Genomic DNA, 13,845 nt, shown 5'->3' on the forward strand with positions numbered 1-13,845 from the left:
TACCGGCGAGGGTGTGTTTCCGGCCTTGCGTGAAAACACACCCCCGGAGCGGCCGGGGCCGGCGTCAGCCGCGCCGCGCCTCCGCCATGCGCTGCTCCGCCAGCCGGTCCGCCGCCGCGACCGGCGGGATGCCGTCCGCCTTCGCACGAGCGAATATCGCCAGCGTGGTGTCGAAGATCTTCGCCGCCTTGGTCTTGCACCGGTCGAAGTCGAAGCCGTGCAGCTCGTCGGCGACCTGGATGACGCCGCCGGCGTTCACGACGTAGTCCGGCGCGTAGAGGATGCCGCGGTCGGCGAGGTCCTTCTCGATGCCGGGGTGGGCGAGCTGGTTGTTGGCGGCGCCGCAGACCACCGTGGCGGTCAGCGCGGGCACCGACACCTCGTTCAGCGCACCGCCCAGCGCACACGGCGCGTAGATGTCCAGACCCGGTGTACGGATCAGCGCATCGGTGTCGGCGACCGCGGTGACCTGCGGGTACGCCGCGAGCACCCGCTCGACGGAGGCGTCGCGCACATCCGTGACGACGACCTCGGCACCGTCCTCCACCAGGTGCCCGACGAGGTGGTACCCCACCTTGCCCACCCCGGCCACGGCGACCTTCCGGCCGCGCAGCGTCGGGTCGCCCCACAGGTGCTGCGCCGAGGCGCGCATGCCCTGGAACACGCCGTACGCGGTCAGCACCGAGGAGTCACCGGCGCCGCCGTTCTCCGGGGAGCGGCCGGTGGTCCACTTGTTGGTGCGCGCCACGACGTCCATGTCCGCGACGTAGGTGCCGACGTCGCAGGCGGTGACGTACCGGCCGCCGAGCGAGGCGACCGCGCGCCCGTAGGCGAGCAGCAGCTCCTCGGTCTTGACGGTCTCCGGATCGCCGATGATCACGGCCTTGCCGCCGCCGTGGTCCAGTCCGGCGAGGGCGTTCTTGTACGACATCCCGCGCGAGAGGTTCAGCGCGTCGCGCACCGCCTCCTCCTCGGAGGCGTACGCGTGGAAGCGGGTGCCGCCGAGGGCCGGGCCCAGGGCGGTGTTGTGCAGCGCGATCACGGCCTTGAGGCCGCTGGCGCGGTCCTGGCAGAGCACGACTTGCTCATGGCCGCCCTGCTCCGTACGGAACAGGGTGTGCAGCGCGCTGTCGGCGGGGGGTGCCCCCGGCTCGGGCTGCTCGGGGGAGGAGGGACGTACGTCGGTCACGGTGGTGACTCCCATAGGCCGCGGAGGGACGCCCTCCTGTGGGGTGGGGAGGGCCGGTCGGGAAGAGCGTAAGACCTCCGGGGAGCGAAGATCGGCCCCGTCCACGGGATGACCCACTCGCGGGGGACGGACGTGCGACGATTTGCCGTGTCCCGGGCCCGGAGGGGCCGTGGCCTCCGGTAACTCCCGGTGGCGGACTTCCCTTTGAAGGAGCGCGCGTGGCCCTGGCGTCGTCGGTGACGGTCCCGTATGCGGCGTACCTGCGGGTCTACGAGCCGCTGGCAGCATTCCCGGAGCCGGAGCGCTCCCACTGGGCGCGGTACGCCAGGCGCGAGTCCACCCCGACGGCCCAGGACGAACAGCGCAAGGCCCTCGCCGACCTGCTGCCGACCCCGCCGGTCCCGGTCCCGGTGCACGAGAGCGCCGACGCGTTCGTCGTCCACGTCGACGAGGTGCCCTGCATCTGCCCGTGGCGCACCCGGCTGCGCGGCTGGCAGGCGCTCCAGGGCCTGCCGGAGCTGCTGCCCGCGCCGGTGCTGGACGCCGCGCTGCCCCCGGTGGTGCGCCTCCAGGCGGCCACCGACTACGAGGAGTGGCAGGAGCGCAACCCGGACGCCCGCCCGTGGATCCGGGGCGCCACCTGGCACGTCCCGGTCCGCTGGTTCGTCCTCTTCGACGACGCCGAGCGCGAGTACGAGCCGAAGGGCGCCGACGGGCCGCTGCTGCGCTACCGCACCCCGATGGTCGAGGCCCGCCGCCGGGTCGCGCGCGGACTGCGCACGCTGCGCGACGCGTTGGAGGAGGGTCCGCTGATCGACGGCCTGCTGGACGTGGGCCGGTGGCTGGAGGAGTTCCACCCCCGCTCCCTGGTGGAGCTGGATTACGGCGGGCTGGTCCACACGGTCTCCGAGCGGCAGCTCGCCGAGGACCGGTCGGCGGCGGAGGTGGCGGAGGGGCTGGCGGCACTTCGCGACGGTGACGGTGAGCGGGCGGGCGCCGCGTACGAGAAGTTGAGCGACCGCTGGCGGGCGGTGCGGGAGCGGCAGTTCTCCAGCTGATCCCCGGTCGGCCGGCGGTGCGGCCGGCGGAGTGGGGCGCGGCCGGGTGGCGGCTTTCGCGCCGCCGCGGCCGGAACGCGGCGCCTGTCCGGGTGCGGGCGCCGGGACGCGAGATGATCTTGAAAGCGGGCGTCGTCGCGTAGGCTGGTGCTCTCCAGGACGTAGGTCCCGATCCGGGCGTTTGCCTCAGTAGTGACCTAAAGCACTGACAACGGGCCTTGCGCCCAAGCCATATCCTCGTGCCAAAATAGGACAAGGAGTCTGACTTGGGCTCCTTCCGCTCTATTTTGGGTGGAGAGATCGGTATTGCGCTCCTTGAGGGGTCTAGTGACGCGTGATCACCCTGTGACTGATCGTCACGGTGGCGTGACTGTCCGCTATGACATGGTCCATCGGCTTCCGTCGAGGTTGAACACCTGAGAGGGCAATTCCATCGGTTTGGCCGACGTGGCTGGACGGATGGTGTAGTTGTAGTGCCGAGGACAAGCCGTTCGTCCTATAACCGACTCGGCCCGCGTCCGCCATTTCGGGCAACGCGGGTCAAGGTGCAGAATTTAGAGGAAAGAACCGTGATGGTTCGGTTCTCCCGAGGAGGCCGCTCATGACCGCTCGCACCCCTGACGCCGAGCCGCTGCTTACCCCCGCCGAGGTCGCCACGATGTTCCGCGTGGACCCGAAGACGGTGACCCGTTGGGCCAAGGCAGGCAAGCTCACGTCCATCCGCACGCTCGGAGGACACCGGCGTTACCGCGAGGCTGAGGTCCGCGCACTGCTCGCGGGCATTCCGCAGCAGCGCAGCGAGTCCTGAATAACCGCATAGCCGGGCTGTTTTCGGGGCCCCCAACCCGCAAACGCCCATGTAGCACCCTTAGCTCCACACAGCTCCATACGACGCGGCGCCCGCCCCAACGGGCCCACACCCGCAGCAGTTGGGTACGTCATCGATCGCGCTGGACTCCGCCGGGTCCAGCGCGATCTTTTTGTGTGCGCACTGCGGAGCCTCGCGCCGGAGCGGACCCCGTCCGCCGCATCGCGCTCCCCGGCGCCCGTACAGGGGCCCTCCGCGGGCCCTGTGGACCGCTTTCGCGGACAGACCCTGCGGTCTCCTTTCGGGGGTTTCCGGGGGTGGTGCAATTGCACATATTAAATGGACCAGTTGTAGGGCGAGGGTAAGTTCCCCGCATCTGGAAACTTGTGCGGTGACACCCGTCACACCGTGGAGTGGTTGAAGCTCCGCTTGCCTCTGCGGTAAAGGCCGGTCCGTCCGATGCGCTGTCACCAGCCTCCCACCGCAAGGGCGGTGAGGGTGCCTCCTTTGGTCATCAGGTGGCGGGACTTTGGGCCCTCGGCTTCCACGCCCCGTGAACGGCCCGTGACGCGGCCGGAGCGGAAGTTGGACACCCCACCCGCCGAACGGCCCGCAGGCGCCCGCTGAGCCGCCCTGGGTGCCCGGCCGCGGAGAGGGGCGGGCCTCCCGTCGCCGGCGACAGGCGGGCGGGGCTGCGGGCGGCAGCGGGGGACGGGGGGCGGGCCCGGAGGCCGCCGGTCGGAGGTGACGGCCGCAGAGCGGTCCGGATTGACGGGCCGTAAGGCCGGGGTGCCGGCGGCCCGGGGCGCCCACCCCGATTCGCCCGCCCCGAGGCGGCCGTTCGCCGGACGCCCCGCACGCGGCGTCCGCGCGGAAACCGACCGCGGTACGGAAACCGGCCGTCGTGCGGGACAGGTCGCCCCGGGGAGAGCGGTTCCGGAAAACAGGTGACGGGCCGCGAGCGGGGCGGTGGCGCGGAAACGAGGAACGGCCCGCATCCTTGTCGGATACGGGCCGTTCTGCTGCGGTCCTGACGGGATTTGAACCCGCGGCCTCCACCTTGACAGGGTGGCGAGCACTCCAAACTGCTCCACAGGACCTTGCTGCCGCTCCCGCTTGCGCGGTCGCTGCGAAGCAAGACTCTACAGCAGGTCAGGGGGTGCGGTCGAACCAGGCTCCGAGCGGTGCCCCGCCCGGCGTACGGGGCGCGTTCCGGGCCCCGTACGCCGGGCGGGTGCGTTGGTGCCCGGAGCGGCGCGCACCGGTGCGGGTGTCCGGCCCGGGGCCGGGGCCCCGCCGCCGTCGGCCCCGGTGTCCGGGCTACGGCGCCGCCGCGTCCACGGCCTTGACGATGCGCTTGTCGGAGATCGGGTACGCGGTGCCCAGAGCGTGGGCGAAGTAGCTGACGCGCAGTTCCTCGATCATCCAGCGGATCTCCCGGGCGGCCGCCGGGACCGGGCGGCCCTGGGGGAACTGCTCCAGGAGCCAGGCGTACTCGTCCTGCATCTCCTTCACCTTCGCCATCCGGGCGCGGTCGCGTTCGGCGTTGGTCGGGAGCTGCTGGAGACGGCGGTCGGCGGCGACCAGATAGCGCATCAGGTCCGGCAGCCGCTTCGCGCCGTGTGCGGTGACGAAGCCGGGCTTGATGAGCGCGGCCAGCTGCTCCTTGATGTCGGTGAGGGAGGGCAGCAGCGAGGGGAACGAGGTGTCCTTCAGGCGCCGTTCGCACGCCTGCCAGGCGGCCAGCACCTCCTGGACCTGCCCGATCGTCTTCATCGTCGCGTCCACCAGGTCGGCCCGGACGCCGTCGAACAGCTTCCGGAACGACTCCTCGTCCCAGGCGGGGCCGCCGCGCGCCGCCATCAGCCGGTCGGCGGCGGCGGTCACGCAGTCGTCGAACAGCGCCGGGATGGAGCCGTGCGGATTGCGGGACAGGGCGAGCTTCTGCTGGTTGCTCAGCTTGGACTGGGCGAACTTGGCGGGGTTGGAGGGGATGTTGAGCAGGATGAGGCGGCGGGTGCCGGCCCACATCGCGGTCAGCTGCTCCGCCTCGGTGTCGAAGAGGCGGACGGCGACGCTGCTGCCCTCGTCGACCAGCGCCGGGTACGCCTTCAGCGGCTGGCCGGCGCGGCGCGTCTCGAAGGTGCGGGGCAGGGCGCCGAGCGTCCAGGACGTCAGGCCCGTGCGCTGTTCGAGACCGGGCAGGGCCGGGCCGTCGCCCTTGGGGCCCTTGCCGCCCTGGGCGGGGCGGTCGGCGGCCTGCTCGAACGCCTTGGAGATCGCGGCGCGGGTCTTCGGCTTGAGCTGGAGCCGCAGCGCCTCCAGATCCTTCGCCTCGGCCAGCTTGCGGCGCCGTTCGTCCACCACCCGGAAGGTGATCTTGAGGTGGTCGGGGACCTTGGCGGTGTCGAAGTCGTCGGCGGAGACCGGGACGCCCACCATCCGCTGGAGCCCGGCGGCCAGCGACGCCGTCAGTGCGCCCTGGAGCGGGACGGTGGTGTCGAGGAAACGGGCCGCGAAGTTCGGCGCGGGCACGTAGTTGCGGCGGATCGGCTTGGGCAGGGAGCGGATCAGCTCCGTCACCAACTGCTCGCGCAGGCCCGGGATCTGCCAGTCGAAGCCCTCGGAGGCCACCTGGTTGAGCACCTGGAGCGGGATGTGGACGGTGACGCCGTCCGCGTCCGCGCCGGGCTCGAACTGGTAGGTGACCTTGAACTTCAGCTTTCCCTGCCGCCAGGAATCGGGATAGTCGTCCTTGGTGACGGCTTCGGCCGATTCGTTGATGAGCATCGAATGCTCGAAGTTGAGGAGTTCGGGCTCCTCCTGGCGCTTCTTCTTCCACCAGGCGTCGAAATGCGCGCCGGAGACGATGTCCGCCGGAATGCGCTGGTCGTAGAAGTCGAAGAGGGTTTCGTCGTCGACGAGGATGTCGCGGCGGCGGGCGCGGTGCTCCAACTCCTCGACCTCGCCGAGGAGTTTGCGGTTGTCGTGGAAGAACTGGTGGTGGGTGCGCCAGTCGCCTTCCACCAGGGCGTTACGGATGAACAGATCGCGGGAGGTCTCCGGATCGATACGGCCGTAGGCGACCTTGCGCTGCGCGACGATCGGGACGCCGTAGAGCGTGACCCGCTCGTACGCCACCACCGCGGCCTGTTTCTGCTCCCAGTGCGGTTCGCTGTAGACGCGTTTGACCAGGTGCTGAGCGAGTGGTTCGATCCACTCCGGCTCGATCTTGGCGTTGACGCGGGCCCACAGCCGGGACGTCTCGACCAGCTCGGCGGACATGATCCAGCGCGGTGGCTTCTTGAACAGCGCGGAACCGGGGAAGACCGCGAATTTGGCGCTGCGGGCGCCGAGGTATTCGTTCTTCGCGTCGGTGTCCTTCAGCCCGATGTGCGAGAGCAGACCGGCCAGCAGCGACGTATGGATGTGGTCGGGCGCCGCGTCCTGTTCGCTGAGGTGAATTCCCATGGTCTTGGCGACCGAACGCATCTGGGAGTAGATGTCCTGCCATTCGCGTATGCGCAGATAATTCAGGAATTCATTGCGGCACATACGGCGGAAGGCGGAGGAGGAGAGGGCCTTTTGCTGTTCGCGTACATAGCGCCAGAGATTCAGGTACGCGAGGAAATCGCCGCTCTCGTCCTTGAACCGGGCGTGCTGCTGATCGGCCTGCTGCTGCTTGTCGGAGGGGCGCTCGCGCGGGTCCTGGATGGAGAGCGCCGCCGCGATGACCATGACCTCGCGGACGCAGTTGTTCCGGTCCGCCTCCAGCACCATGCGCGCCAGCCGCGGGTCGACCGGTAGCTGGGAGAGCTTGCGGCCCATCGGGGTGAGCCGGGGGCCGGCGCCCTTCGCCGTGCCGCCCTTCACACCGCCGGAGCCGCCCTTCGTACGGGCCTCCAGCGCGCCCAGTTCGTGCAGCAGATCGACGCCGTCCTTGATGTTGCGGCGGTCCGGCGGGTCGATGAACGGGAACTTCTCGATGTCGCCGAGACCGGCGGCGGTCATCTGGAGGATGACGGAGGCGAGGTTGGTCCGCAGGATCTCCGCGTCGGTGAACTCGGGACGGGAGAGGAAGTCGTCCTCGGAGTAGAGGCGGATGCAGATGCCGTCGCTGGTACGGCCGCAGCGGCCCTTGCGCTGGTTGGCGCTGGCCTGCGAGACCGGCTCGATCGGCAGCCGCTGCACCTTCGTGCGGAAGCTGTAGCGCGAGATCCGGGCCATACCGGGGTCGATGACGTACCGGATGCCGGGCACCGTCAGGGACGTCTCGGCGACGTTGGTGGCGAGCACGATGCGGCGGCCGGTGTGGCGCTGGAAGACGCGGTGCTGCTCGGCGTGGGAGAGGCGGGCGTAGAGCGGCAGCACCTCGGTGGCGCGGAGGTTCTTCTTGTTGAGCGCGTCCGCGGTGTCGCGGATCTCGCGCTCGCCGGAGAGGAAGACGAGGATGTCGCCGGGGCCCTCGGCCTGGAGTTCGTCGACGGCGTCGCAGATCGCGGTGATCTGGTCGCGGTCGCCGTCGCTGCCGCCCTCCTCCAGGAGCGGGCGGTAGCGGACCTCGACCGGGTACGTCCGGCCGGAGACCTCGACGATCGGGGCGCTCGGCGCCTCCTCGCCGTCCGCCGGGCGCGGGGCCCCCGGCCCGACCGCCGCGAAGCTGCCGAAGTGCCGGGCGAAGCGCTCCGGGTCGATCGTCGCGGAGGTGATGACGACCTTGAGGTCCGGCCGCTTGGGCAGCAGCTGGGCGAGGTAGCCGAGAAGGAAGTCGATGTTGAGGCTGCGCTCGTGGGCCTCGTCGATGATGAGGGTGTCGTACTGGCGCAGCTCGCGGTCGGTCTGGATCTCGGCGAGCAGGATGCCGTCGGTCATCAGCTTGACGAGGGTCTCGCCGCCGACCTGGTCGGTGAAGCGGACCTTCCAGCCCACCGCCTCGCCCAGCGGCGTGTTCAGCTCCTCGGCGACGCGCTCGGCGACCGTACGGGCCGCGATCCGGCGCGGTTGGGTGTGGCCGATCAGCCCGCGGACGCCGCGCCCCAGCTCCAGACAGATCTTGGGGATCTGGGTGGTCTTCCCCGAGCCCGTCTCACCGGCGACGATCACGACCTGGTGGTCGCGGATCGCCTCCAGGATCTCGTCCTTCTTCTGGCTGACCGGCAGCTGCTCGGGATAGCTGATCGCGGGCACGGCGGCGCGCCGGCGTGCGACGCGCTCCTCCGCCTCCGCGACCCCGTCGGCGATCTCGGCGAGGACGGCCGCACGGGCCTCGGGCTTACGGATGCGCCGGGCACCGTCGAGCCGCCGCCCCAGCCGCTGCTGGTCGCGCAGCATCAGCTCGGGCAGCCGCTCCAGGAGGGCGGGGAGCGTGGGCGCGGCCGCGGGCGCGGCAGAGGCGCCGTCGGGCAGGGCGGAGGCAGGCTGACTGGACATACGCGTCCCAGGATCTCACCTCCCCGATTCGACTGGCGAACGATTTGCCGGAGCGGGCGGGGCGCCCCGGGCGGACGCGCCCGCGGCCACCCCCGGAACCCACTTGCACAGGTATATCCGTATTACGTGCTTTAGCGTGTTCGCATGGCTGATCAGCACGGCGCCCACGGCCCGGACGGCACGACCCCGCGCGGCGGGCCGGAGCCGTACGAAGGGACGGACGGGGACGGCGCGCCCGGTGACGGCACCGGGGCGGGGCCCGCGCACGGGGCGCACGGCCGTCCCGCGACCGCCGCGCAGCGCTGGCGGGCCTTCAGGGCCTCACCGTTCTTCCCCGCCTGCGTCCTCGTCGTCATCCTCGCGGCGGCCGCCGGGCTCTTCGCCGGCTCGTACACGTACACCATGGCCAACCCGACGCCGCGCCATGTGCCGACGGCGATTGTCGGGCGGGCGGCCGTCCCCGGTGGCGGACCGACGCGCGAGAAGGTCTTCGTCGACGGCATGGAGAAGGCGCTGAACGCCTCGCTGCGGCTCACCGTGTATCCCACGTACGCGCAGGCCAGGAAGGCGGTCGAGGAACAGCGGGAGTTCGCGGTCGTCCGGTCGAGCGGGGCGGGCGTGGAGCTGGACGTGGCGGGCGCCGCGGGGGCGTCGGTGGCGGAGCTGCTGGCCACGACGGGGCCGAAGGTCGGTCGGGCGGTCGGGGTGCCGGTCCGCGTCCAGGACCTCAAGCCGCTCCAGAAGGGCGACCCGCGGGGCCTGGCGCTCTTCTACATCTCGCTCGCCGCGGTGATCATCGGCTTCGTCGGCGCGATCCAGCTCAGCGTGCACGCCCGCGCCCTCAACCCGGCCGAACGGATCGCCTTCACGCTCGCCTACGCCCTGCTCGGCGGCTTCGCCATCGCCGCGGTCGTCGACTGGTGGCTGGGCGCGCTCCGGCTGCCGTTCGTGCACTCCTGGCTGATCCTGGCGTTCACGATGTTCACGTCCGGCATGGTCTTCACGATGTTCAACACCCTGATGGGCCGTTGGGCGATGATCCCCACCTGGGGCGTGATGGTGCTGCTCGGCAACCCGTCCTCGGGCGGCGCGGTCTCCTGGCCGCTGCTGCCGTCGGCGCTCGGCCACATCGGCCGGTGGCTGCCCCCGGGCGCGTCGGTCAACGCCCAGCACACCGCGGTCTACTTCGGCGGCTCCCAGCACCTCTTCCCGTATCTGGTGCTGACCGGCTGGGCGGTGGTGTCCTGCACGGTCTTCTGGGTGTGGCGCCACCGCCACCCGGGCGGCCGGGAGACGGCGAAGCCGCCCGCGCACGCGGCGGAGTGAGCGGCGCCCGCCGCACACACGAAGAAGGCCCCGATCCGAAGATCGGGGCCTTCTCCCAATGGGTGTGGCTGGGGCCGGGGTCGAACCGGCGACCTATCGCTTTTCAGGCGATCGCTCGTACCAACTGAGCTACCCAGCCGCAGCGGTCCTGACGGGATTTGAACCCGCGGCCTCCACCTTGACAGGGTGGCGAGCACTCCAAACTGCTCCACAGGACCTTGCATTGTGCGGAACGACGTGAATCATTCTCGCACACGGTGTTGCGTGCCCCCAACGGGATTCGAACCCGTGCTACCGCCTTGAAAGGGCGGCGTCCTGGGCCACTAGACGATGAGGGCTGATGGCCCGCCTTGGCGTCGTTACCGGCGCCGTCGGGGACGTGAGAAGCATATGGGATGGGAGGACCGTTCGCCAAAACGGTTGACCTGGCGTCGCCGCGACGACCTGTGGCGGGGCGCCCCGGAGCCTCCCGGAGGCGGGCCCGGGTGCGCCGGGGACGGCGCGGTACGGCGCCGGGGGCGGACAATGGCCGGGTGCTGGAAATGACGCGCGAGGAGTTCGAGGAACTGGTCGCCGAGGCGCTCGACCGGATCCCGCCGGAGCTGACCCGGCTGATGGACAACGTGGCGGTCTTCGTCGAGGACGAGCCGCCGTCCGACGATCCCGATCTGCTCGGGCTCTACGAGGGGACGCCGCTGACCGAGCGCGGTGAGTGGTACGCGGGTGTGCTGCCCGACCGGATCACCGTCTACCGGGGGCCGACACTGCGGATGTGCGACACCCGGGAGGACGTCGTCGCCGAGACCGAGGTGACGGTGGTGCACGAGATCGCCCACCACTTCGGCATCGACGACGAGCGGCTGCACGCGCTCGGGTACGGCTGAGAGACCCGGGACGCAGAGGCGGGCGGGCCGCGCGGGTGGACGGCGCCCCGTCGCGGACGCCGGGGCCCGGCCGTGCGGGCGCGCCCCGGATCGGGACGGTGCGGCGCGTGTCCTCGGGCGGGGCGGGGGAGTTGGGCAGGGCGTCCCCCGCTCTTCCAGCCGGCCGCGCCGACGTCTGCCGCCGTCCGCGCCCCGGGCCCGGAGGCCCCCGTGCGACCGAACCCCGCGACCCCCGCGCTCGTGGCGGACACCGCCCCGCCGCTCCCCCGGGCGCCCCGCGCCGCGCCAACGCCCGTATCCCGTAGGGACGGTGGGCCGGTGCGCCGGGCCGTCGCCGCGGTGGCCGCGGTCGCGTCGCTGGCCGCGCCGCTCGCCGGGTGCGTGAGCGTGAGCGGCCAGGTGCCGCGGCCGGTGGGGGACGCCGCGCCGCGGGGCGGTACGGAGGGCCGGACGCCGCGTGCGCCGGGCGGGCTCACGGTGGACGGCAGCGGCTCGGCGCCGCACCGCATGGGGCGGCCGGCGGCCACCCCGGGGCCGGGGGAGCGTGGCGTGGGCCGTCCCGGGGCCGGGCGTACACCGGGGGCGGAGGCCGACGCGTCGCCCGTGCCGTCCCGTACCGCCGGGGCGCCGCAGGGCGGGGCCGGGTCCCCGGCGGGGCCGCGGCCGTCGGCGTCGGGGCCGGTCGCCGGGCCCGCCTCGCCCGCAGAGCCGACGCCGCCGGCCACGCCGGGCAGCCCCCTCCCGCCGTCCGGCGGCGGTGGGACGCCGACCGCCGGGGCGTCCGGGCCGACGCCGCAGGCGCCGGGGCCGCTGCCGGACGTGCTGCCGCCGGTGGGGTGACGCGTCCGGGAGCCGTCGGGGCCCGCCGTGGTTCCGCGCGTACCGGAGCGCTGTGGTCCTGGCGCTGCCGGACGGGCCGGGTGGGTCGGTGCCGTACCGGAGGGCGTCGGGAGGCGCGGAGGTGTCCGGGGGGTCGCGGTCCGTGGCCGTACCGGGTGGGACGGGAGCCATTTGCCTTACCGGGGTGGAGGTGCGTATGGTGGTAGATCGTTTGATCCCATTTGCCCGGCGCCAGAAAAGAAGCGCGCCGCGTGGCGCGTTCTCTCCCTTGCCGTGGCTGACCGCATTGAGGCGGTCTCTGTGAAACACACGGAGTTTGGGCGCGTGCCGAGACTCCGGAAGGTTTCGCATTTCGCATGTCCATTTCCACTGAACAGTCCGTCCTGCCCGCAGACGACGAGCAGGCCGTGACGCCGCTCCCCGCCGAGTCCGCCGAAGCCGTCGAGCAGGCCCCCGAGGCCCCCGAGGCTGCCGCGGAGGCCGCCGCCGACGAGGAGCCGCAGATCACCTTCGCGGACCTCGGTCTCGACGAGAAGATCGTCCGCAAGCTGGCGCAGAACGGTGTGACCACGCCGTTCCCGATCCAGGCGGCGACCATCCCGGACGCCATCGCCGGACGCGACATCCTCGGCCGCGGCCGTACCGGCTCCGGCAAGACCCTCTCCTTCGGTCTGCCGCTGCTGACCCGCCTGGCCGGCGGCCGGACCGAGAAGAAGCGCCCCCGCGGCGTCATCCTCACCCCCACCCGTGAGCTGGCCATGCAGGTCAGCGACGCGCTCCAGCCGTACGGCGACGTCCTCGGCCTGAAGCTGAAGGTCGTCTGCGGCGGTACGTCGATGGGCAACCAGATCTACGCCCTGGAGCGTGGCGTCGACGTCCTCGTCGCCACCCCGGGCCGGCTGCGCGACATCATCAACCGCGGCGCCTGCTCGCTGGACGACGTCCAGGTCGCCGTCCTCGACGAGGCCGACCAGATGGCCGACCTGGGCTTCCTGCCCGAGGTCACCGAGCTGCTCGACCTGGTGCCGACCGGCGGCCAGCGGATGCTCTTCTCCGCCACGATGGAGAACGAGATCGGCACGCTGGTCAAGCGGTACCTGAACGAGCCGGTCAGCCACGAGGTCGACAGTGCCCAGGGCAACGTCACGACCATGACCCACCACGTCCTCGTCGTGAAGCCGAAGGACAAGGCGCCGGTCACCGCCGCCATCGCCGCCCGTAAGGGCCGCACCATCATCTTCGTCCGCACCCAGCTCGGCGCCGACCGCGTCGCCGAGCAGCTGCGGGACGCCGGGGTGAAGGCCGACGCGCTGCACGGCGGTATGACGCAGGGCGCGCGGACCCGCACGCTGGCCGACTTCAAGGACGGCTACGTCAACTGCCTGGTCGCCACCGACGTCGCCGCGCGCGGTATCCACGTCGACGGCATCGACCTGGTCCTCAACGTCGACCCGGCCGGTGACCACAAGGACTACCTGCACCGTTCCGGCCGTACCGCGCGTGCGGGCCAGTCCGGCACCGTCGTGTCGCTGTCCCTGCCGCACCAGCGGCGTCAGATCTTCCGGCTGATGGAGGACGCGGGCGTCGACGCCTCGCGCCACATCGTCGGCGGGGCCGGCGCGTTCGACGACGACGTCGCCCGGATCACCGGTGCGCGTTCGCTCACCGAGGTGCAGGCCGAGTCGGCCGCGAACTCCGCCAAGCAGGCCGAGCGCGAGGTCCAGGAGCTGACCCGGGAGCTGGAGCGGGTGCAGCGCCGCGCCGCCGAGCTGCGCGAGGACGCGGACCGGCTGACCGCCCGCGCCGCCCGTGAGCGCGGCGAGGACCCGGCCGAGGCGCTCGCCGCCGTCGCCGCGACCGTGGAGGCCGCGGCCGCCGAGGTCCCGGCCCAGGCCGACGCCGCCGAGGACCGCCGCCCCGTCGAGCGCACCCAGCAGCGCGACGACCGCGGCAACTACGAGCGCCGCGACCGGCGTGACGAGCGTTCCGGTGGCCGTTCCTTCGACCGCCGTGACGAGCGTCCCGGTGGCCGTTCGTTCGACCGGCGGGATGACCGGTCGGGTGGCCGTTCGTTCGATCGCCGTGACGACCGGCGGGATGACCGTTCCGGTGGCCGTTCGTTCGACCGTCGCGATGACCGGCGGGATGACCGTTCCGGTGGGCGTTCCTTCGACCGCCGTGACGACCGGTCGGGTGGCCGTTCCTTCGACCGTCGTGACGACCGGCGGGATGACCGTTCCGGTGGCCGTTCGTTCGACCGTCGCGATGACCGGCGGGATGACCGTTCCGGTGGGCGTTCCTTCGACCGCC

General features: G+C 71.9%; 7 protein-coding genes and 4 tRNA genes. 5 read left to right on the plus strand and 6 right to left on the minus strand.

All coding sequences use genetic code 11. The features are described from left to right. Positions 1–64: 64 nt before the first annotated feature. Complete coding sequence (locus ACZ4M8_RS28120) at positions 65–1,204, minus strand: Leu/Phe/Val dehydrogenase (RefSeq protein WP_467612258.1); 1,140 nt, start codon at positions 1,202–1,204, stop codon at positions 65–67. 203 nt (positions 1,205–1,407) lie between these two features. Here ACZ4M8_RS28120 and ACZ4M8_RS28125 point away from each other — a divergent pair, with 203 nt between their 5' ends. After that, complete coding sequence (locus ACZ4M8_RS28125) at positions 1,408–2,247, plus strand: DUF8083 family protein (RefSeq protein WP_467612261.1); 840 nt, start codon at positions 1,408–1,410, stop codon at positions 2,245–2,247. 601 nt (positions 2,248–2,848) lie between these two features. Then, the gene (gene bldC, locus ACZ4M8_RS28130) at positions 2,849–3,055 is read left to right on the plus strand and encodes a developmental transcriptional regulator BldC (RefSeq protein ID WP_003980577.1); all 207 of its coding nucleotides are present in this window, start codon (positions 2,849–2,851) and stop codon (positions 3,053–3,055) included. A gap of 1,025 nt (positions 3,056–4,080) precedes the next feature. Here the strand turns inward: bldC and ACZ4M8_RS28135 are convergent. Together ACZ4M8_RS28135 and hrpA are read right to left on the minus strand one after the other, a co-directional pair. Then, positions 4,081–4,155 (minus strand) — tRNA-Asp (locus ACZ4M8_RS28135). A 220-nt stretch (positions 4,156–4,375) separates the two neighbouring features. Beyond that, positions 4,376–8,485 (minus strand): ATP-dependent RNA helicase HrpA, encoded by a 4,110-nt coding sequence (gene hrpA / locus ACZ4M8_RS28140; protein WP_467612265.1) that lies wholly within the window; start codon positions 8,483–8,485, stop codon positions 4,376–4,378. 144 nt (positions 8,486–8,629) lie between these two features. On the opposite strand from hrpA, the gene ACZ4M8_RS28145 reads away from it, so the two are divergent. Then, entirely contained in the window at positions 8,630–9,811 is a 1,182-nt protein-coding gene (locus ACZ4M8_RS28145) for an ABC-2 transporter permease (protein WP_467612268.1), read from the plus strand. Positions 9,812–9,876: 65 nt separating this feature from the next. Here the strand turns inward: ACZ4M8_RS28145 and ACZ4M8_RS28150 are convergent. The 3 genes from ACZ4M8_RS28150 to ACZ4M8_RS28160 all read right to left on the minus strand — a co-directional run bounded on the left by ACZ4M8_RS28150 (position 9,877) and on the right by ACZ4M8_RS28160 (position 10,149). After that, a tRNA-Phe gene (locus tag ACZ4M8_RS28150) sits at positions 9,877–9,950 on the minus strand. A gap of 4 nt (positions 9,951–9,954) precedes the next feature. Continuing rightward, a tRNA-Asp gene (locus tag ACZ4M8_RS28155) sits at positions 9,955–10,029 on the minus strand. A 47-nt stretch (positions 10,030–10,076) separates the two neighbouring features. Then, positions 10,077–10,149: transfer RNA gene (locus ACZ4M8_RS28160), tRNA-Glu, on the minus strand. Between the two features lie 195 nt (positions 10,150–10,344). Between ACZ4M8_RS28160 and ACZ4M8_RS28165 the strand changes: the two genes are divergently transcribed. After that, a complete protein-coding gene (locus ACZ4M8_RS28165) occupies positions 10,345–10,695 on the plus strand; it encodes a metallopeptidase family protein (RefSeq protein ID WP_345088685.1) in 351 nt (116 codons plus the stop codon). A 1,196-nt stretch (positions 10,696–11,891) separates the two neighbouring features. Continuing rightward, on the plus strand, positions 11,892–13,845 hold a 1,954-nt coding region (locus tag ACZ4M8_RS28170), incomplete at its 3' end, for a DEAD/DEAH box helicase (RefSeq protein WP_467612272.1).

The organism is Streptomyces sp. NPDC027185, assembly GCF_055567035.1.